Annotated in this window: 16 protein-coding genes; 9 read left to right on the top strand and 7 right to left on the bottom strand. The window is 72.1% G+C overall.

Going from position 1 to position 18,713, the window contains the following annotated elements; all coding sequences use genetic code 11:
• The first annotated feature begins 8 nt into the window (after positions 1-8).
• Positions 9-1,004: an FkbM family methyltransferase gene (locus ACFWXQ_RS29810; RefSeq protein ID WP_383941660.1), complete on the top strand. Its 996-nt coding sequence runs from the start codon at positions 9-11 to the stop codon at positions 1,002-1,004.
• A gap of 291 nt (positions 1,005-1,295) precedes the next feature.
• Positions 1,296-2,807 carry a protein kinase gene (locus ACFWXQ_RS29805; RefSeq protein ID WP_383941730.1) on the top strand — a complete coding sequence of 504 codons (1,512 nt, stop codon included), beginning with the start codon at positions 1,296-1,298 and terminating at the stop codon, positions 2,805-2,807.
• Here the strand turns inward: ACFWXQ_RS29805 and ACFWXQ_RS29800 are convergent.
• Complete coding sequence (locus tag ACFWXQ_RS29800; RefSeq protein ID WP_383941657.1) at positions 2,804-3,865, bottom strand: PucR family transcriptional regulator; 1,062 nt, start codon at positions 3,863-3,865, stop codon at positions 2,804-2,806. The genes ACFWXQ_RS29805 and ACFWXQ_RS29800 overlap by 4 nt on opposite strands.
• A 511-nt stretch (positions 3,866-4,376) precedes the next feature.
• Here ACFWXQ_RS29800 and ACFWXQ_RS29795 point away from each other — a divergent pair.
• Complete coding sequence (locus tag ACFWXQ_RS29795; RefSeq protein WP_383941654.1) at positions 4,377-4,892, top strand: hypothetical protein; 516 nt, start codon at positions 4,377-4,379, stop codon at positions 4,890-4,892.
• A gap of 127 nt (positions 4,893-5,019) precedes the next feature.
• Entirely contained in the window at positions 5,020-6,438 is a 1,419-nt protein-coding gene (locus ACFWXQ_RS29790) for a flotillin family protein (protein ID WP_383941651.1), read from the top strand.
• 83 nt (positions 6,439-6,521) lie between these two features.
• On the opposite strand, the gene ACFWXQ_RS29785 is transcribed toward ACFWXQ_RS29790, so the two are convergent.
• Positions 6,522-6,914, bottom strand: coding sequence for a hypothetical protein (locus ACFWXQ_RS29785; RefSeq protein WP_386269541.1), 393 nt, complete (start codon positions 6,912-6,914; stop codon positions 6,522-6,524).
• 278 nt (positions 6,915-7,192) lie between these two features.
• Between ACFWXQ_RS29785 and ACFWXQ_RS29780 the strand changes: the two genes are divergently transcribed.
• The 4 genes from ACFWXQ_RS29780 (at position 7,193) to ACFWXQ_RS29765 (ending at position 12,298) form a co-directional block, all read left to right on the top strand.
• A complete protein-coding gene (locus tag ACFWXQ_RS29780; protein ID WP_383935170.1) occupies positions 7,193-8,590 on the top strand; it encodes a hemolysin family protein in 1,398 nt (465 codons plus the stop codon).
• A gap of 5 nt (positions 8,591-8,595) precedes the next feature.
• Positions 8,596-9,618: a hemolysin family protein gene (locus ACFWXQ_RS29775; RefSeq protein WP_383935463.1), complete on the top strand. Its 1,023-nt coding sequence runs from the start codon at positions 8,596-8,598 to the stop codon at positions 9,616-9,618.
• A gap of 192 nt (positions 9,619-9,810) precedes the next feature.
• Positions 9,811-11,481, top strand: a complete 1,671-nt coding sequence (locus ACFWXQ_RS29770; RefSeq protein WP_383935172.1) for a protein kinase — start codon at positions 9,811-9,813, stop codon at positions 11,479-11,481.
• 406 nt (positions 11,482-11,887) lie between these two features.
• On the top strand, positions 11,888-12,298 hold the full coding sequence (locus ACFWXQ_RS29765; protein WP_383935174.1) for a DUF5994 family protein: 411 nt from the start codon (positions 11,888-11,890) through the stop codon (positions 12,296-12,298).
• Positions 12,299-12,374: 76 nt separating this feature from the next.
• Here the strand turns inward: ACFWXQ_RS29765 and ACFWXQ_RS29760 are convergent, their stop codons facing one another.
• Together ACFWXQ_RS29760 and ACFWXQ_RS29755 are read right to left on the bottom strand one after the other, a co-directional pair.
• On the bottom strand, positions 12,375-12,959 hold the full coding sequence (locus ACFWXQ_RS29760) for a hypothetical protein (RefSeq protein ID WP_383935175.1): 585 nt from the start codon (positions 12,957-12,959) through the stop codon (positions 12,375-12,377).
• Between the two features lie 652 nt (positions 12,960-13,611).
• Positions 13,612-14,181, bottom strand: a complete 570-nt coding sequence (locus ACFWXQ_RS29755; protein ID WP_383935177.1) for a GNAT family N-acetyltransferase — start codon at positions 14,179-14,181, stop codon at positions 13,612-13,614.
• Positions 14,182-14,300: 119 nt separating this feature from the next.
• Between ACFWXQ_RS29755 and ACFWXQ_RS29750 the strand changes: the two genes are divergently transcribed.
• Positions 14,301-14,741, top strand: a complete 441-nt coding sequence (locus tag ACFWXQ_RS29750; RefSeq protein ID WP_383935179.1) for a VOC family protein — start codon at positions 14,301-14,303, stop codon at positions 14,739-14,741.
• A gap of 15 nt (positions 14,742-14,756) precedes the next feature.
• Here ACFWXQ_RS29750 and ACFWXQ_RS29745 read toward each other — a convergent pair whose 3' ends face one another.
• From ACFWXQ_RS29745 to ACFWXQ_RS29735, 3 genes are all read right to left on the bottom strand, one after another.
• The gene (locus ACFWXQ_RS29745) at positions 14,757-16,157 is read right to left on the bottom strand and encodes a PP2C family protein-serine/threonine phosphatase (RefSeq protein ID WP_383935181.1); all 1,401 of its coding nucleotides are present in this window, start codon (positions 16,155-16,157) and stop codon (positions 14,757-14,759) included.
• A gap of 113 nt (positions 16,158-16,270) precedes the next feature.
• Positions 16,271-16,882 (bottom strand): response regulator, encoded by a 612-nt coding sequence (locus ACFWXQ_RS29740; RefSeq protein WP_383935465.1) that lies wholly within the window; start codon positions 16,880-16,882, stop codon positions 16,271-16,273.
• A 335-nt stretch (positions 16,883-17,217) separates the two neighbouring features.
• Positions 17,218-18,684: a histidine kinase gene (locus tag ACFWXQ_RS29735; protein WP_383935183.1), complete on the bottom strand. Its 1,467-nt coding sequence runs from the start codon at positions 18,682-18,684 to the stop codon at positions 17,218-17,220.
• Positions 18,685-18,713 lie beyond the last annotated feature (29 nt).

Below are 18,713 nucleotides of genomic sequence, written 5' to 3'. Positions count from 1 at the left end.
CTGGCAGGATGCAGACGCTTTACAGAAGACTGCTCACGTTCCTTCCCCGCATAGGTGTGAAGGTCCTCGATCTCGGCCCCGGCGCCGCCGTCGTGTTCCGGCGGGGTGATCGGACCGGCGTCCCTGTGGGACAGAGCGCCCATCTGGTGACCGAAGGCAAGGCGCGGTACGCCGTCACCTCCGTGGGCTCCGATACGTGGCTGGTGGGGCGCGGGGCCAAGGGGCGGAAGGCGACGAGCGTGCCCTTCGGTGCCACCGGGGCGCGGCTCCTCCTCGACGAGGCCGTGTCGGCCGAAGCGGAGCGTGAGTTCCAGCTCGGGGCCGCCCACTATCTCGGTGCCCAGCATGTGGCCGCGCTGCTGGAGCTGAACCGCGTGAACTGCGTGTTCGACGTGGGGGCCAATATCGGGCAGTACGGGAAGGGGCTCCGGCGGTTCGGCTACAAGGGGCGCATCGTCTCCTTCGAGCCGGTCTCCGTCACCTTCGAGAAGCTGCGGCAGGCCGCCGAGAGCGACCCCGACTGGCAGGTCTACAACTTCGCGCTCGGGCGTGAGGAGGCCGTGCAGTCCATCCACATCGACTGGAAGTCCATGAACTCCCTGCTGCCGCCGAGCGAGTACGGCAAGGAGCGGTACAAGCGGTTCGCCAAGGGGCGTACCGAGGAGATCGAGATCCGGCGGCTCGACGACGTGATGCAGAAGGCGCTGGAGGGGGTCGAGGATCCCCGGCCCTATTTGAAGATGGACACGCAGGGGTTCGACATGGAGGTGTTCGCCGGGGCGGGGGAGCGGATCTCCGAGTTCGTGGGGATGCAGTCCGAGGTTGCCGCGCTGGCGTTGTACGAGGGGAGTCCTCTGATGGGGGAGGCCATCGCCGCGTATGAGGCTGCGGGGTTCGGGGTTACCGGGATGTATCCCGTTACTCGGGAGCCTGCCACCGGGCGGGTTGTTGAGTTCGACTGTGTGATGGTTCGGGCTGGGGCAAGTGGGTCTGCTGCGGGTTGAGTTGGGCTGGTCGCGCAGTTCCCCGCGCCCCTGGGAGGGTGGGGGTCCGGCCGGTTGTCGGCAGAAGGTCGTTTTGGGCTGAGCGCGCCGTTCCCCGCGCCCCTTGCGGGGCGCTGGTGGGGGGCCGGAGTCGGTAGGCTGAGCGCTGCTGCGGATCCCCCCATCTGCGCTTCTGCATCGCATGAAGTGCCGTTCGCGGTCGTCGTGTTGGCCTTCTGCTGTGTTGAGGATGATTCGCTGGTGCTCGTCGCGGAGCGGTATCGGTTGCACGGATCCATTGGCCGCGGCGGTATGGGGGAGGTGTGGCAGGCCACCGACGAGGTTCTCGGGCGTGAGGTGGCGGTCAAGCTGCTGCTCGGGGACGAGGCCGACAGCGCGGCGGCCGCGCGGTTCCGGCTGGAGGCGCAGACCGCGGCCCGGCTGAGCCACCCCTACGTCGTCGCCGTGTTCGACTTCGGCGCCTGGGACGACCGCTTCTACCTGGTCATGGAACTCGTCGAGGGCCAGAGCCTCGCGCAGGAGCTGACCGCGGCGGGCAGCCTGGGGACCGAGCGGGTCGCCACCGTCGCCGCCCAGGCCGCGGCCGGGCTCGCCGCCGCGCACCGGGAAGGGATCGTGCACCGGGACATCAAGCCCGGCAACCTCCTCGCGGACGCCCAGGGCACCGTGAAGATCGGTGACTTCGGCATCGCCCGCTTCGTCGACGACCCGTCCTCCGCGCTCACCACGGCCGGCCAGATCGTCGGCACCAGCCTCTATCTGGCTCCCGAACGCGCCCTCGGGAGACCGGCGTCGGCCGCCTCCGACGTCTACTCCCTGGGCTGCGTGCTGTATCAACTCCTCACCGGGCGCCCGCCGTTCCACGCCGAGAGCGCCACGGTCACCCTGCACCAGCACATCGACATGCCGCCGGTGCCGCCCCGCGAGCGCGGTGTCCAACTGCCGCCCGCCTTCGAGAACTACCTCCTCGGCCTCCTCGCCAAGCAGCCCGAGGACCGGCCCACGGCCCAGGAGGTCGCGGACTGGTTCGGCACCGGGGCGTGGCGGGGGCTCGCCGAACCGCTGCCCGTGGCGTCGGACACGAGGTCCACATCGCGCTCCGCGTCACCGTCGTACGCCTCCCGGCCGCCGCAGTCGGGTTCCGCCGAGACCGGGTCTCCGACGATGTACCGGCTTCCGTCGACCGCCCCTCAGCCGGCGCAGCCCGCCCGCTCCGCACACCAGGCCCGCGCCACTCACGCCGGTCATGCCACTCACGCCGGTCACGCGGCCAACTCCGCGCGCTCCTCGCACTCCTCGTCCTCCACGCCGTCGCGCCGTGCGCGGTCGGGCGGGGGCAGGGCGAGTGCGGCGGGGAGGCCGGGCGGCGGGGTCGGTGCGATGGCCCGTCGTCGGCCGCGCGTGTTCGGCATCCTCGCCGGTGCGGTGCTGTTCGTGCTGGCCGTGCTCGCCGGCATGAAGATGTTCTCGCCGGACACCACCTCGGCGGAGACCGGGAACGGGTTGAAGGACGGTTCGTCGTCCGCCGGCCCCGAGAGCACCGGGGTGCCGGCCGCCGGGACAGTGGCCCGGACCGGGACGCCCGGCTCCACACCCGCACCCGGTGTCAACGCGGAGCCTCCCGCGTCCCCCTCCCTCACGGAAACCGCGCCGGTCACACCGAGCCCGGCCGAGACCGAGGAGGAGAAGGCGGAGGAGGAGAAGGAGCAGGAACCGCCGAAGCAGCAGGAACAGGAGCAGCCGCCGCCGCAGTACGGCGATGGGGACGACGATGACGACGACGGCGGATACGGCGACGACTAGAAGTCCTTCGCCGGCCAGTCGAGCAGCCGTGCCCCGATGACCGCCGTCTGCAGCGTGTACCGGTGCACGGGATCGGCCGGATTCGCCCCGGTGAGCGTGTGGATGCGGTCCAGCCGGTAGGTGAGCGCGCGGACGCTGAGCGACAGCCGCCGGGCCGCTTCCGCGGCGACGCAGCCGGAGTCGAAGTACGCGGTGAGGGTGTCGAGCAGCGGCTCCGCCCCGCCGCGGGCCTGGCGCAGCGGCCCGAGCGCACTGAGGACCAGGTCTGCCATGGCCTGCCGGTCCCGGGTGAGCACGGGGTAGACGAGCAGGTCGGCGGCGCGCAGCACGGGTGTGTCGAACTCCAGACGGTCGGCCAGGTCGAGGGCGTTCAGCGCCTCCTCGTACGACTGGACGACCCCGCCGGGCCCCGGCTGGGACCGGCCGATGGCGACGCGCCCGCCGTCGGTGGCCGCGTACGCCTGCTTGGCGAAGAAGTCGAGCACGTCGTCCTGGTCGCCGGGCGCGATGCACACCAGACGCCCGTCCTTGGTGGTCACGAGGATGCTGCGGTCGCCGAACCGGCTGATCAGGGAGCGCTCCACATCGCGGGGCACGGCGTCCCCCTCGTCGTACGCGGCCTGCCCCTGGGCGACGGCGACGGCGTGCGCGTGCGAGAGGCGCAGCCCGAAGCGTTCGGCGCGTTCGGCCAGCAGACCGAGGTCGCTGCGGCCGTGCAGCAGGTCGTCGATGAACTCCCGGCGTGCGGCCTCCTCCTGGCGTACGGCGAGGAGCTGGGCCCGCTCGTAGCCCTCGGCGAAGGCGTCGACGGCCTGCTCGACGGCGGCGAGTGTGCTCATCCCCGCCGTGGCGGGCCAGTGGACGCGGGCGGCGGCCAGGTGGGCGCCGACGAGGGCGCGCAGTCCGTATCCCGCCTCGGCGGCCCGTTCGCCCAGGACCCGGCGGGAGTCGAGTTCGTCGCGGGTCAGCCGGCGGCCGGTCGCGGAGGCGTCCGCGAGGATGCGCCCATACCCGTCCAGGTACTCCTCGGGTATGTCCCGCCCCGCCGCCATCCGCATCCCCGTTTTCCTGGTGAGCCGTTGTCGCCTTTCTAGCGCATACGGGCGGAGCGCGGTCCCGAGGGGGATGTGCTCACTGCCGGAACACGGCAGGTCCATGCGTGATCCTGGCTCCCCTCACCACGGAGGGCGTTCGGAGGACGGTTCGGGGGAAGTCCGAAGCGCGTTCGGAGGGAAATCGTCGAGAGGCAAGAGATGGGGCCCCGGTGCCGGTCGTCTCACGACGTTGTGTCCGGCACCGGGGCCCCATGTCCGTCCCCCGTGCTCCCCGTTTCTGCCGGACCATCGTGACCCGGGACGGGAGTCCGGCGCATTGCCGGTTTCCGGCAATCTTTACGCGTTCTTGATGCCGGAGGGCGGCGCAGCGCTCGAACACGAGTGCCACGTACGGTGTCGGCACTGCGTCAAGAGCGCATAAAGACTGCCAGGTCACGGCAATGTGCACACGTGTACGAAGCTGGCACAATGCCCGTTGATCGAGGTGACCGGCGCAGGTGGGGGAGGTGGACCGGTGACTCTGTTTCTGGGTCTCGGCATCGCGGGGCTCGTCCTGCTGGTCCTGACGCTGCTCTTCGACGGCGTACTGGAGGGGCTTTTCGGCGGGACCGGTTTCCTGGACGGGCTCTTCGACGGCCTGCTCTCGCTGCCGGTCATCGCCGGGTTCGTCTCGATGCTCGGCTTCGGCGGGGCGCTGGTGCTCGGCACGACCGGGCTCGGCGCCGGACCCGCCACCGCGGTGGGCATCGGCGCGGGAGCCGGGGCGGGCTGGCTGACCTGGCGGTTCAGCCGGGCCCTGATGCGGGACGAGCCGTCCGCCACTCCGCGCGGCACCGATCTCGTGGGCAGTTCGGGCTCGGTCGTCACACCGATCCCGGCCGAGGGCTACGGCGAGGTGCTCGTGTATCTCGCGGGCCAGCCCGTGAAGCTGGCGGCGAAGAGCCCCGAGCCGGTGGCCCGGGGCGCCGAGATCTGGGTCGAGGAGTCGCTGTCACCGACGTCGGTGGCGGTCCGCCAGGTGCAGCGCTGAGGTCCTGTCCGTTCCGTAGCCCGTATCGCCCATACCGCCTGTAGCACCTATATCGCTCGTAACACCCGTATCGCGTGTACCACTCGTACTGATCTGCCGCCCGGGGGCTGGCAGGGGGGAATGCACCATGAGTCCAGTTCTCGTCGCGGTCGTGGGAGTCGTCGTACTCCTCGTGCTGCTCGCGCTCGTCGTCGTCACCCGTTACAAGGTGGCCGGGCCCAGCCAGGCGTTCATCGTCACCGGCCGGCGCGGCAAGAAGTCCACCGACCCGGACACCGGCCGGGTGTTCACCGACAACAGCGGCCAGAAGGTCGTGGTCGGCGGCGGTGTCTTCGTCGTGCCGTTCGTTCAGCAGAAGTTCACCCTGGACCTGTCCTCGCGGCACATCCCGATCTCGGTGCGCGGCGCGGTCACGCTGCGCGGCGTCAAGGCGAACCTCGAAGGCGTCGCCATCGTCAAGGTCGGCGGCACCGAGGACTCCATCCGCGCCGCGGCCCAGCGGTTCCTGATGCAGCAGGACGGCATCGTCGGCTTCACCCAGGAGGTGCTCTCCGGCGCGCTGCGTTCCATCGTGGGCCGGATGTCGGTGGAGGACATCATCCGGGACCGTGCCGCGTTCGCCGGGCAGGTCGCGGAGGAGGCCGAGGCGAGCCTCTCCGGGCAGGGCCTGGTGCTCGACGCCTTCCAGATCCAGGACATCACCACCGAGGGCTCCTACCTGGAGGACCTCGGCCGGCCCGAGGCCGCCCGCGCCAAGCAGGAGGCGGACATCGCCGAGGCGGTGGCCCGGCGCGCCGCCGAGCAGGCCCGGCTGAAGGCCGAGGAGGAGATCGCGATCGCCCAGCGGACGTTCGCCCTCAAGACGGCGGAGATCAAGGCCGAGACGGACGAGGCGGCGGCCCGTGCCGCGGCGGCCGGTCCGCTGGCCGAGGCCGCCCGCTCGCAGGAGGTCCTCGCCGAGCAGGAGAAGGTCGCCCAGCGGCAGGCCGCGCTGACCGACCGCGAGCTGGACACCAAGGTCCGCAAGCCCGCCGACGCCGCCCGCTACCAGGCCGAGCAGGAGGCCGAGGCCCGGCGTATCGCCCAGGTCAAGGAGGCCGAGGCGGACGCCCAGCGCTCCCGGCTGACCGGTGAGGGCGAGAAGGCGCACCGCGCGGCGCTCGCCGACGCCGTACGCATCGAGGGTGAGGCGGAGGCCGCGGCGATCGGGGCGAAGGGTGCGGCCGAGGCCGAGGCCATGCGCAAGAAGGCCGACGCGTTCGCCCAGTACGGCGACGCGGCCGTGCTGCAGATGCTTGTCGAGGTGCTGCCGCAGGTTGTCGCCAAGGCGTCCGAGCCGCTCAGTGCCATCGACAAGATGACGGTGATCTCGACGGATGGTGCCAGTCAGTTGTCCCGCACTGTCGCCGACAACGTCGCCCAGGGGGTCGAACTCCTCAGCTCCACTACGGGGGTTGACCTTGCGGAGTTGCTCAAGAGCATCACTGCGCCGAAGCGGGGTGCTGTCGCGGTGGAGGCCAACGGGAAGATCGAGGTGGGGGAGTGAATGACTGACGGTTCGGGTTGAGTTCTGGCTGCGGGTGGGTGGGGGCTGAGCGCGCAGTTCCCCGCGCCCCTTAAAAGCAAGGGCTACCGCCCCCTGAAGGCGAAAGGCCGGGCGCAGCCCCGGCCTTTCGCCTTCAGGGGCGCGGGGAACTGCGCGACCAGCCCCCACCGGACCCGCACCCGACACACACCGAGCAGGGTCCGGGAGGAGTATGGGAGGGTCATCCTCCTCACCCCGCCGTCCGAGACGCCGCGGCGCTGAACGACACGGCCCACGACCCGGGCGCCGCGTGCCGACAGGTCGGCGGCCGCCGTGTCCATGCGTACGGCGAAGTCCTTCTGCTTGGCGGAGAAGTACCCCACGAGCAGGACAGCGGTTCCCGAGAGGTCCGGGCAGGGAGGGCTCGCCGAGGTGCCGGCCGGCCGGGAACGCCGGCGGGCGGACGGTCTGCGGTCGCGCCTTCGGTGCTGGTGCACGGCCTCACCGTAGGCATCCGTGGTCCAGGGGCGACACGTGTTTTCCGGGCGCGGGAAGGTTCCGCGGGGGCTTCTCGGCCACCCGCCCGTGTCGCTCCTCGCCGCCCCGACGCGTTACTTTGCGATTCCTTTACACTGGGTGGGACGTGTCCGGCCAGGGCGCGTCATACGACCTTTAGTGCGAGAAGGAGCGAAGGTTCCGCGATGGGTGAACCTCCCAGTACCAGCCGTGCCATTCCCGGCCCGAGACATGTGCGTGACGGGGCGGGGGTGGCACGGTGACCGAGATCCTGCTGCTCCTGCTCGCCCTGCTGCTCACGCTCGCCTGTGCCGTGTTCGTGGCGGCCGAGTTCTCGCTGACCACCGTCGAGCGCGGTGACCTGGAGCGGGCCGCCGAGGCGGGCGAGCGGGGCGCCGAAGGCGCGCTGAAGGCCGTACGCCGGCTGACCCTCCAGCTGTCCGGCGCCCAGCTGGGCATCACCGTCACCTCGCTGGTGATCGGCATGCTCGCCGAGCCGTCGCTCGCCGTGCTGCTGAAGGGGCCCCTGGAATCGGCCGGCCTGGGCGGCGCCGCCTCGACCGTGGCGACCGTGCTCGGTGTGGTCGTCTCCACCGTCGTCCTGATGGTGATCGGCGAGCTGGTGCCGAAGAACTGGGCGATCTCCCGCCCGCTGGCCGTCGCCAAGGTGGTCGCGGGCCCGCAGCGCGGGTTCACGGCCGCGTTCGGCCCGTTCATCCACCACCTCAACAACACCGCGAACCGTTTCGTGCGCCGCATGGGCCTGGAGCCCGCCGAGGAGCTGGCCTCCGCGCGCGGCCCCGAGGAGCTCGTCGCGCTGGCCCAGCACTCGGCCGCCCAGGGCGCCCTCGAACCGGACTCGGCGGAGCTCTTCGTCCGCACGCTGCACCTGAGCGAGCTGACCGCGGAGAACGTGATGACCCCACGCGTCGACGTACGGGCGCTGGAGTCGCGCGCCACGGCCGCCGACGCCGCCAACCTCACCCACGCGACCGGACTGTCCCGCTTCCCGGTCTACCGCGACAGCCTGGACGAGGTCGTCGGCTCGGTCCACATCCGTGACGTACTGGCCCTGGAGCCGGACAAGCGGGCCGTCACGCCCGTCACCGAGCTGGCCACGGCCCCGCTCCTGGTGCCCGACAGCCTGCCCGCCGACCGCCTCCTGGAGCGGATGCGGGCGAGCCGCACCATGGCCGTCGTCATCGACGAGTACGGCGGCACGGCCGGTGTGGCGACGGTCGAGGACATCGTCGAGGAGGTCGTCGGCGAGGTCCGCGACGAGCACGACCCCGTCGAGGTGCCCGACCTGCTGCCCGCCCCCGCCTCGCCCGACGGCCGCGCGGTCTGGGAGGCGGACGGGAGTGTGCGGATCGACGAGCTCGCCGGGATAGGCCTGCGGGCGCCGGAGGGTCCGTACGAGACCGTCGCCGGGCTGGTCGCCACGCGGCTCGCCCGGATCCCGGCCGAGGGCGACGCGCTGGACCTCGACGGGTGGCGCCTCGACGTCCTCGACGTGGAGCACCACCGCGCCGACCGCGTCCGCATCACCGAACCGGCCCGCCACTCGGCCCACGGGTCCGCTGCCGGCTCGGTCCACGGGGCCGATCCCGACTCGGCCCGCGACTCGGCCCGTCAGACCGTGGAGGAGTCCCGATGAGCACGATGACCACCGTCCAACTGGCCATCGGTGCCCTCACGCTGGTGACCAACGCGTTCTTCGTCGGCGCCGAGTTCGCCCTGATCTCCGTACGCCGGAGCCAGATCGAACCGCGCGCCCAGGAGGGCAACAAGCGGGCCCGGATGACCCTGTGGGGCCTCAGGCACATCTCCGCGATGATGGCGACGGCCCAACTCGGCATCACCGTCTCGTCGTTGGTGCTGGGCGCGGTCGCCGAGCCGGCCATCGCGCATCTGCTGGAGCCGGCCTTCGACGCGGCAGGCGTCCCGGACGCCTTCGTCCACCCGATCGCCTTCGTGATCGCGCTGACCGTGGCGACGTATCTGCACATGCTGATCGGCGAGATGATCCCGAAGAACATCGCGCTCGCCGCGCCCGTTCCCGCCGCGCTGCTGCTCGGACCGCCCCTGGTGGCCCTCACTCGCGCGGTCAAGCCGGTCATCTTCGGTATCAACGCCTTCGCCAACGTCCTGCTGAAGCTGCTGCGGGTCGAGGCCAGGGACGAGGTGGAGTCGGTCTTCACCGACGACCAGCTCGCCCGCATGGTCGTCGACTCCAGCCAGGCCGGGCTGCTGTCGTCCGCGGACGGCGAACGGCTGCGCGACGCCCTGGAGCTGGGCACCCGCCCGGTCGGCGAGATCCTCGTGCCGGCCCAGCGGATGCGTACGGTCGAACACACCGTCACCCCGGCACGGCTGGAGCGCGCCGCCGCCGAGGCCGGCTTCTCGCGCTTCCCGGTGACCGGCGAGGACGGCACGGTCCTCGGCTACCTCCACATCAAGGACACCCTCGGCGTCACCGACCGGGACCGGCCCTTCCCGCGTACCGCGCTGCACGCGGTCACGCGCGTCCGTATCGACACCCCGCTCGACGACACCCTCACCGCCCTGCGCGCCAACGACAGCCACCTGGCCGCCGTCACCGGCGAGTCGGGCAAGGTCCTCGGCTTCGTCACGATGGAGGACGTGCTGTCGGAACTGGTGGGGCCGGCTCCGGCGGGGGTCTGATCCGACGGGTCCCGGCCGGGTCCCGACCGGGGTCCGGCCGGTCGCGGGGCACGGTGGCATGGCATGCGCCACAGTGCCCCGCTGCCGCGGCGACTATCGTGGCGATCCGAATCGAACGTGGAGCGGTTCGCAGGGATCGGGCTCGGATTCGAGTTCGGGTTCGGATCGGGTCGGGTCGGCGAAAGGCGCGCTGTGTCGGACGAGGGGCGGTTGATCGCCGGGCGGTACCGGTTGATCGAGCGGATCGGCCGCGGCGGCATGGGCACCGTGTGGCGTGCCGAGGACGAGGTCCTCAGCCGCGAGATCGCGCTCAAGCGGCTCCACGCCCAGCAGCACCTCTCCGAGGACGAACTCGCCACCGTCTACGAACGCACCCGCAGGGAAGCCCGCAGCGCCGCCCGGATCGCTCACCCGAACGTGGTCGTCGTCCATGACGTCCTGGACGACGAGGGGTTGCCGTGCATCGTCATGGAGTACGTGCACGGCACCACCCTCGGCGCGCTCCTCAAGGGCGGCGGTGCCCTGCCGCCCGCCGAGGCCGCCCGGATCGGCCTCGGCATGATCGCCGCGCTGCGGGCCGCCCACGCCGCCGGAGTACTGCACCGCGATGTGAAGCCCGGCAACGTGCTGCTGGGCGGGAACGGCCGTGTCGTCCTCACCGACTTCGGCATCGCCATGGCGACCGGCACCTCGACGCTGACCAAGACCGGCGAGATCATCGGGTCGATCGACTACATCGCGCCCGAGCGCATGAGGGGCCACAAGCCCGGCCCCACCGCCGACCTCTGGGCGCTCGGCGCCAGCCTCTTCCAGTCCGTCGAGGGCCGGCCCCCGTTCCGCAGGGCCACCGCGATGGAGACCGCGTACGCCATCGCCGTCGACCCGCTCGCCCCCATGAAGCAGGCCGGACCGCTCGAACCCCTCATCGAGATGCTGCTCGCCAAGGACCCGGACGACCGTCCGACGGCGGAGGAGACGGAACGGGCGCTGCGGGTCGTGGCGTCGGAGGCACCGGGCGCGATGACGGGCGCGACCACGAGTGCCACGACGGAGGCCGCGTGGGCGCCGGCCGCGCCAGGGAGGGCGACGGCGACTGTGGCGGCGACGGGACCGACGAGGCCGACGGGACCGGTGACTTCGGGCGGGGCCACGCTCACCGACTCGGGATCCGGATCGGGACCGGTGCCGGGCTCGGGGGTGACGCCGGCTCCCAGCGGCGGCAGGGACAGGGGCAATGACGCCGGGGTCGGCCGCGGGGGCCGCAAGCGCCGCCCCCTCCTCTGGAGCGCGGCGGCCGTGACGCTCGCCGCCGCGGCCGTGGCGGGCGGGCTCTACGCGATGACGTCCGACGACGGCGGTCACGGCAGCAAGGGGGGCTCGGCGGCGGCGACCTCACCCACCGCGTCCGAGCCGCCGCCCGTCCCCGCGGGGTTCCGTCTGGTCAGGGAGAAGGTGCTGGGAGCCACCTTCCCCGTCCCGGACGGCTGGAAGCGCGGCGACAAGGCGAGCGCCGAACAGGTCACCTACACCGACCCGTCGCGCCTGGTCGAGCTGACCATCGGCACCGTGAACCCCGCGGGCGCGAACCCCGAGTCGCACTTCCAGAACATCGAGGCCAACACCAAGCTCAACTACTCGACGTACCGGAAACTGCGCATGCAGCGCACCACGTTCCAGGGAAAGCCCGCGGCGGTGTGGGAGTTCACCTTCCAGGGCCAGGTCCGCGGCTTCCGCGCCATCGACTTCGGCTTCGGCGAGGAGGGCGGCACGGAGTACGACATCTACCTCTCGGCACCCGAAGCCCAATGGGACACGTACCGCCCGGTGTTCGACACGGTCAAGGCGGGCTTCCGCGTCGACTGACGACTCGACGTGCCGGGACCTCGCAAACCGTACGGTCTCGGCGGCCTCGTTCGCCCGGGGTCAAGGTACGGTGGGGGAACCGAGGGCATGTCGTACACCGGTGATCGAACCGGTCTCGTCCTCGGCGCACGACGACGCCGGGCCGATCAGCGCCCGGGGCAGGGTCCGCGCCCCATGGCCGGTTGAAGTCGTTCACGTCCGCCGGTCGAGCCCCAGTGCCGGGGCGGCACACGACCCTGACCGCACGTTCCGCGTCGGCATCGAGGCCAAGGAGCCACCTGTCACCCGGCTCGACCGAGTCGCAGGAGAAGAGAGCCCGTTCCGTCGCGCGGTCCGCCGTGTCCGTCGCGTCCGCCGCGAACGAACCGCCGGTACGCCGCAGTCGTGCCCCAGACAGGAGCGCTCCATGACCACCGTCCCCGTCCTCGAACCCCTGCCTTCGCAGCCCCTCGCCCGCCTCCGCCTGGCCCCGCACAGCACCCTGCCGCGCCGTATCGACGGGGCGTGGTGGCCCCACTCGCGCGATCTGCTGGCCGAACTCCCGCTGCTGATCGGCGCCTTGCCCCGTACGTGGGGACAGATCACCGGCGTCACCGTGAACACGGCGATGTGGGCGGCGTCGCCCGGCCGGATGCTCATCGCCAACCACGTCGTACGGCTGAGCCGGGCCTCCGGGGCGCACGGCCGGCACACCGTCTGCCTGGTCAGTCCGGGCCGGGGCCGCTGGGACCTGCTGGTCGTGCCCCCGGAGGTCGACGCGGCGGACGCGGAGCCACTGATGGAGGCCGCGGCGGCGGGCGCGCGCCCGTCTCACTGACGGCGCCCGCAGCGAACCGTCGTGGTCCACCCCGGACCGTTGCCGTCCACCGCGGACCGTCGCGGACCGCCGCGGATCACCGCAGTGGTCTGCGGATCCATACCTCGCGGACGGCCGTCGGGGAGTGGGGGGCGAGGAGACCCAGCTTCGACCAGCCCCAGGCGCGCACGGTCTCCTGGGCGGCGTTCGCCGGGCGGCTGCCGCCGTCACCGGCCTCTCCGCTGCCGGGTCGCTCCAGGTCCACGGCCGCGACGACCAGATCGGCTTCGAGCCGGGCCAGCAGCCGTTCGCCCAGGAGGGTCGCGACGCCGTTCCTGCGGTGGGCCGGCAGCACCATCAGTTCGGCGATCAGGAACGTACGGCCCGAGGCGGTGAGTTCCTCGATGTCCGTGGGCAGTTCCCCGCGGAAGTCGGACCACCACTCGCCGGTCCTCTCCACCCGGAACCCGTACGCGCAGCCGGCCAGCCCGCCCGCGTCGGCGACCATCATGTCGAAGCCGGTGCGCTGCACATGCTGCTCGAACCGGTCCAGGAAGCCCTGGCGGTCGCGGTATTCGGCCCCCGCGGCGCCCCGGTACGCCGTGACGTACACGTCCGCGACGGCGGCCCGCTGCTGCTCGGCCTGCCACCGGGACAGTCTGCGCAAGTACACCTCGGTCATACGGGTCCTCCCCCGGCCGCGGGACGGTCATCCCCCGACTCGGCATCATCACAGCAGGAGCCGCCGGGGTAAACGGGGCGTCGGGATCAATGGCGTGCCGCCCGGCCCGCAGGTCGCGGCGCCCGTACGGGCATACGGGACGTACGGACGCGGGGCTATCCAGAACAGGCGGCCGGGCCTAGGCTCGGAGCCCAGTGACGAGTGAGGCTCTTCGGGAGCCGTCACAGCATCGAGGCCGCGTTCGCCGGCTTCTCGCGCGCCTTTTGTCCCCCGGGCGCATCCGCCCCAAGTCCCCCGGGCGTCAGGACGAGGCGCTCTCCACCGCCGCGACAACTTCCGTATCCCCGCCGCCCTTTCGCGGCGGTCCCCCGACCACGCGTCCCTCGCGGACCCCGCCACGGCGCACTCCCGCGTGCCGCAGCGACCCATGAGGGACCCCGTGCCCTGCGCCCGCCGACCGGGGGGTGGCGAGCCAGGGCGGTGTGGTCGCCGCCGGGCGCACCACCGGCGGCGACCACCACACCACGGAGGACGGGCGTACGAGGACTGGCCGACCGGCACCGGGGTCACCACCGCGGCCGGCGGATACGCGCCCGTCCCGAGGGCGGTGCCGACCGTACCGCCGACGTCACGGGGGGCAAGACCGCGTGGCTCAGGTGCCGAGGGGTGGTTCGGTCGACGGGTGCAGTTGGGTGAACTCGTCGGCGAGTATGCCCAGGAGGACGAGATCGTGGTGCCGGCCGGCGAGGAACACGTGATCGCGGAGGCGCCCCTCCTCCACGAAACCGAGCCGGTGATGGAGGGCCAACGACCCCTGGTTGTATGCGAAGACCCGCGCTTCGCACTTGTGGTAGCGCCGCTCGGCGAACATGAACCGCAGCAGCATCACCACGGCTTCCGCCGCGTAGCCCTTGCGCCGATGATCCGCACCGACCGTGACGCCGTACTCGAAGCGCCCCGCCTGCGGATCGGCCTGGTTGGAGGAGACGGCGCCGACCATCTCCCCGGTGTCGAGCGCCTCGATCGCCAGCCGAAAACAGTCCCCGTCGGGCTCGGCCACGGCCTGCTCCTTGGCCCAGGCCCGATGCCCCTCGACGGAACGGGGCGGAGACACCGCGTCCCCCAACCGCTCCTCGTCCACGCCGAACCGCATGAACGCGGTCCAGTCGTCGGGCTCGATCCCGCGCAGCCGTATCCGCGTGCCTGTCCAGAACGATGTCATCCACCATTGGATCAAGCGAAGCCACCGCCGGTCCACGGGTGTCGAGAATGTGTTGGCGGCTTCGTCCCAGGGGCGTCAGCGGTCGGCAGCGGCCGCACGTGGAAGAAGGAGAGAGCAGCATGGCGATTCAGCGGATGGACAATGTCGGCATCGTCGTCGAGGACATGGATGCCGCCGTCGCGTTCTTCGTGGAACTGGGTATGGAGCTGGAGGGCAGGGGGGAGGTCGAGGGCCTCGTCGCCGACCAGTGCACCGGGCTCGACGGCGTCCACTGCGACATCGCGATGCTCCGGACCCCGGACGGTCACAGTCGGCTCGAACTGTCGAAGTACCGCAGCCCCGCGGCGATCGGCGTCGGGCCGCGCAACCAGCCGCACAACATTCTGGGCACGCACCGCGTCATGTTCGCCGTCGACGGCCTGGAGGACACCATCGCGCGCCTGCGCCCTCACGGCGCCGAACTCGTCGGCGAGATCGCCCGGTTCGAGGACAGCTATCTGCTCTGCTACCTCCGCGGCCCGGAGGGAGTCATCGTCGGACTGGCCGAGCAACTGGGCTGAGAGGGAAGTGACCCGTCACAGCCGGATCACCACCAGTGCCGTGTCGTCGTCCGGGCCCCGGCGCGGGGCGGGGACCAGGTCGGTGAGGATGGCGTCCGCGAGGGGGTCGGGGGGCAGGGCGTGGTGGTGTCTGAGGCTGTGGGTGAGGCGGTGGAGGCCGCGGTCGATGTCTTCGCCCCGGCGTTCGATCAGGCCGTCGGTGTAGAGGACGAGGGTGGCGCCGGGGGTGTAGGACACCGTCGCCTGGGTGCGCGGGACGGTGTCGTCGCCGGCTGCCAGGGGCGGGTCGGTGGCCGTGTCGAGCAGTTCGACCGTTCCGTCGGGGTGGGACAGCAGCGGGGGCGGGTGGCCCGCGCAGCTGTACGTGACCGTGTGGGCGGCCCGGTCGATCACGGCCTGGACGACTGTCGTGGCGAGCGCGCCCTCGACGGTGTGCGCGTGCTGGGCGAGGGTCGCGAGCGCGTCGGCCGGCCGCCCGGTCGCGCGGATCGCGGCGCTCAGGGCGCTGCGCAGCTGGCCCATGACCCCGGCCGCCTCAAGGCCGTGCCCGACGACGTCGCCGACCGCCGCGGCCAGCCGGTCCTCGTCCAGGTCGATCAGGTCGTACCAGTCCCCGCATACGTTGAGGAAGCTGGCCGCGGGCTGGTAGCGGACGGCGGCGAAGTCGTGCCGCGGCAGCGCGGTGCCGGGCAGCATGGCGCGCTGCAGGGTGACGGCGACCTCGTGCGTGCGGGCGTGGGCCTTGCGCAGCTCCTCGTTGAGTTCCTGCAGTTCCTGGGAGCGGGTCAGGAGGTCCGCGGTCATCGCGTCCTCGCGGCTGAGCCTGGTGAGGGCGGTGTGCCGGGCGCCGGGTGTCCGGGTGGCGGCCTGGCGGGCGTGGACCAGGGCCGTGACCTCCTCGACGCGGTGGGCGATGAGCGACACCCGCCCGTCCGCGTCGAGGACCGGGATGTTGACCGTGCTCCAGTAGCGCTCCTCGAACACGCCCGGCCGGTCGGGCACCTCGACGTCGTACTTCTGCAGGGCCATGGTGTCCCGCTCGCCGGTGGCCAGCAGCCGTTCGAGCGAGGTACGCAGCGTCCGGGCGCCGGTGGCCTCTGCGGAGGGGCTGTCGGGGAACACGTCGAAGATGAACCGGCCGATCAGCTCGTCGAGCCCACGGCCCGAGACCTGCACGTAGGCCCGGTTCGCGGCGATGATCGTCAGGTCGGGCGCGAGCAGCATGACCGGGCTGGGCAGGGCCTGGAAGACCTTCGCGAAGTCGATGTCGATGTTGATGGCGGCTTCGGTCGCAGTCGCGTGGGCGATTTTCGGATCGGGGGCCGCGGCGGTTTCTGCTTCGGTGTCCGCAGCGGCCTCGGGGTCCGTCCTGATGCCCGGGCTCTCTCTCCCACCAGGCGCATCACTGTCGCTCATGCCACCATGTCTACTCCCTCCCCCAGCTCCGTGCGACCCGGTCCCGGAACCGGCCCCCGCGCTCGATCGCCCGGCCTTCCGGCCTTCCATCACGCCCCCGCGAAGCGGAACGCTCAGACGAGGCCCGCCCGGTAGACCAACAGCGCGATCTGTACACGGTTGTTGAGGTCGAGTCTGGTCAGGATGTGCGAGACGTGGGCCTTCACCGTGGGCAGGCTCATGTGGCAGGCCGTGGCGATCTCCGCGTTCGTTCGTCCCTCGGCGACGGCGAGGGCGACCTCCCGTTCCCGGGCGCCGAGCCGGTCCAGCATCGCCCGGGCCTTCTCCCGGTCCTCGTGGCGGGAGGGGCCGGGGACGCCCGCGGGGTCGGTCACGGTGTCGATCAGCTGCCTCACCGCGGCCGAGGACAGTACGGGTTCTCCCGCCATGACGTTGCGCACGGCCGCCACGATCTGGGCCGGGGGCGTGTGCTTGAGGACGTATCCCGCCGCTCCGGCGCGCAGGGCCTGCAGCACGTAGCTGTCGGTGGTGAAGGTGGTCAGGATCAGCACCTGCGGAGGCCGGGGCCGCTGCCGGAGCGCCGCCGTGGCCGCGAGACCGTCCATCCTCGGCATGCGGATGTCCATGAGGACGAGATCCGGTCGGTACTCGTCCACGAGCGCGCGCACGTCGGCTCCGTCGGCCGCCTCCGCGACGACGTCGATGTCGTCGGCCGCCGACAGCATGAGGCGCAGCCCGGCACGTACGAGGGGGTCGTCGTCGACGACGAGCAGCCGGATCCGGGGGATCGGGCCGCCCGTCCCGGGGGTTGCGCCGCCCGTCCTGGGGAGTGGGCTGTCGGTCCCGGGGGTTGCGCCGCCCGTCCTGGGGAGTGGGCTGTCGGTCCCGGGGGTTGCGCCGTCGGTTCCGGGGAGTGGGCTGTCGGTCCCGGGGGTTGCGCCGTCGGTTCCGGGGAGTGGGCCGTCGGTCCCGGGGGTTGGGCCGCCCGATCCAAGGCGAGGGCTGCCCGTCCCGAGGGGTGGGTCGTCCGGCTGCTGCGCCACGCCGTCCGTGCGGGGAGTCAGGCCGTCCATGGCAGCCAGACGTCGAGGTGGAAGTCGGTGGGTGTGGTGCTGTGTCGCAGGCGGCCGCCCGCGAGGTCGACCCGTTCCCGCATGCCGATGAGCCCCTGCCCGGAGCCTGGTACGGGGGTTGGTGCGGGGCTCGGGATGGACTTCGGTACGGAGTTCGGTGCGGGGCCGGGTCCGGGTCCGGGGTTCGGTACGGAGCCCTGTGCCGGACCCTGCCCGGGATCCGGCGTCGAGTCCCGTACCGGGCTTCGCGCCGAGTCCCGTACCGGGCCCCGCACCGAGTCCGGCGCTGAGTCTCGCACCGAGTCCCGCGCCGGATCCCGTACCAACCCCCGCGCCGAGTCCCGCACCAGGCCGGCAGCCGCCGCCGGTTCCAGTGGGTTCGTCACCCGGATGGTCAATCCTGTCTCCGGGCCGCCCTCAAGGGTGAGGGTCACCGGGGCACCGGGTGCGTGCTTGCGGTGGTTGGTCAGGGCCTCCTGCAGCAGCCGGTAGGCCGTGCGGGCTAGCGCAGGCGACATGGTGGCCGGGTCGTCGAGCCGTTGCCGCAGGTGGAGCTCGACGCCCGCGGCGCGGGACTCCTCGATCAGCTGGGCCACATCCGCGTGCGTGGGCTGGGGCGGTTCGGTGTGGTCGCCCACGACGGGGGCCCGCAGGACCTTCAGTACGTCCTGCAGGTCCTCCAGGGCCCGGGTGGCGCTGTGCCGGATCACGCCAACGGCCTCGGCGAGCTGTTCCGGCGGCGCCCCCGGGGCGTACTCCAGCGCGCCCGCGTGCATGGACAGCAGGGACAGCCGGTGCGCGAGCACGTCGTGCATCTCCCGGGCGATCTCCTCCCGGGCGTGCTGCCGCGCCTGCTCGGTCCGCAGTGTCGCCTCCGTCTCCGCGCGGACCGCCCGTTCCCGCAGGCCCACGACGACCAGGCCCCAGCCGACGGCGCCCGCGACCAGGGTGACGGCCGACACCGCGGTCGCCAGGTTGAGCGGCCCGGGCGGATACGGGGCGAGCAGCAGGGCCACGGGTACCGGGACGAGCGCGGCCGCGGTGACCGCCCAGGTCGTACGGGCCGGGCACGTCGTGGCGACGGTGAACAGGGCGATCAGCAGGGGCACCACCACAGGCCAGCCGGTGCTGAGGACGATCAGGGCCACCGCCAGCCCGGCGGGGTGGCGCCGCCGCAGCCCCAGCGCGGCGCAGGCGAGCAGGGGTACGAGGCTGCCGGATCCCGTGTGCGCCCAGGCGAAGGGCTGTATGCCGCTGAGTCCCGTGAGCGCCCAGTGAAACGGCAGCACCTCTTCGAGAAGGCTTGCCGGGGCGTCTCCGCCGATCTGCGGATAGACGGTCAGACCCGACTGCTGCGCCCTGGCCACGAGCACGGTCAGGGCCGTGGCCGCCGTGGCCACGGCCAGTTCCGCGAGCCCGGGACGGCTCCGCCAGGTCTGTCTCACATCGATCACGGAGAGACCGTACCCATGGATCCGCGTGA

Origin of the sequence: Streptomyces sp. NPDC058697 (genome assembly GCF_042715345.1) — a bacterium.
Taxonomy (GTDB): domain Bacteria; phylum Actinomycetota; class Actinomycetes; order Streptomycetales; family Streptomycetaceae; genus Streptomyces; species Streptomyces liliifuscus.
Note: the sequence above shows the minus strand (reverse complement) of the source record. Positions and strands in the feature narration are given on the sequence as shown.

Bases quoted from the DNA above. Each gene is read 5' to 3' on its own strand.
- ACFWXQ_RS29760 (WP_383935175.1), bottom strand. From the start codon at position 12,959: ATGACCGAGGTGTACTTGCGCAGACTGTCCCGGTGGCAGGCCGAGCAG.
- ACFWXQ_RS29790 (WP_383941651.1), top strand. From the start codon at position 5,020: ATGAGTCCAGTTCTCGTCGCGGTCGTGGGAGTCGTCGTACTCCTCGTG.
- ACFWXQ_RS29750 (WP_383935179.1), top strand. From the start codon at position 14,301: ATGGCGATTCAGCGGATGGACAATGTCGGCATCGTCGTCGAGGACATG.
- ACFWXQ_RS29740 (WP_383935465.1), bottom strand. From the start codon at position 16,882: ATGCTGTCGGCGGCCGACGACATCGACGTCGTCGCGGAGGCGGCCGAC.
- ACFWXQ_RS29810 (WP_383941660.1), top strand. From the start codon at position 9: ATGCAGACGCTTTACAGAAGACTGCTCACGTTCCTTCCCCGCATAGGT.
- ACFWXQ_RS29805 (WP_383941730.1), top strand. From the start codon at position 1,296: ATGGGGGAGGTGTGGCAGGCCACCGACGAGGTTCTCGGGCGTGAGGTG.
- ACFWXQ_RS29775 (WP_383935463.1), top strand. From the start codon at position 8,596: ATGACCACCGTCCAACTGGCCATCGGTGCCCTCACGCTGGTGACCAAC.
- ACFWXQ_RS29800 (WP_383941657.1), bottom strand. From the start codon at position 3,865: ATGCGGATGGCGGCGGGGCGGGACATACCCGAGGAGTACCTGGACGGG.
- ACFWXQ_RS29745 (WP_383935181.1), bottom strand. From the start codon at position 16,157: ATGAGCGACAGTGATGCGCCTGGTGGGAGAGAGAGCCCGGGCATCAGG.
- ACFWXQ_RS29755 (WP_383935177.1), bottom strand. From the start codon at position 14,181: ATGACATCGTTCTGGACAGGCACGCGGATACGGCTGCGCGGGATCGAG.
- ACFWXQ_RS29765 (WP_383935174.1), top strand. From the start codon at position 11,888: ATGACCACCGTCCCCGTCCTCGAACCCCTGCCTTCGCAGCCCCTCGCC.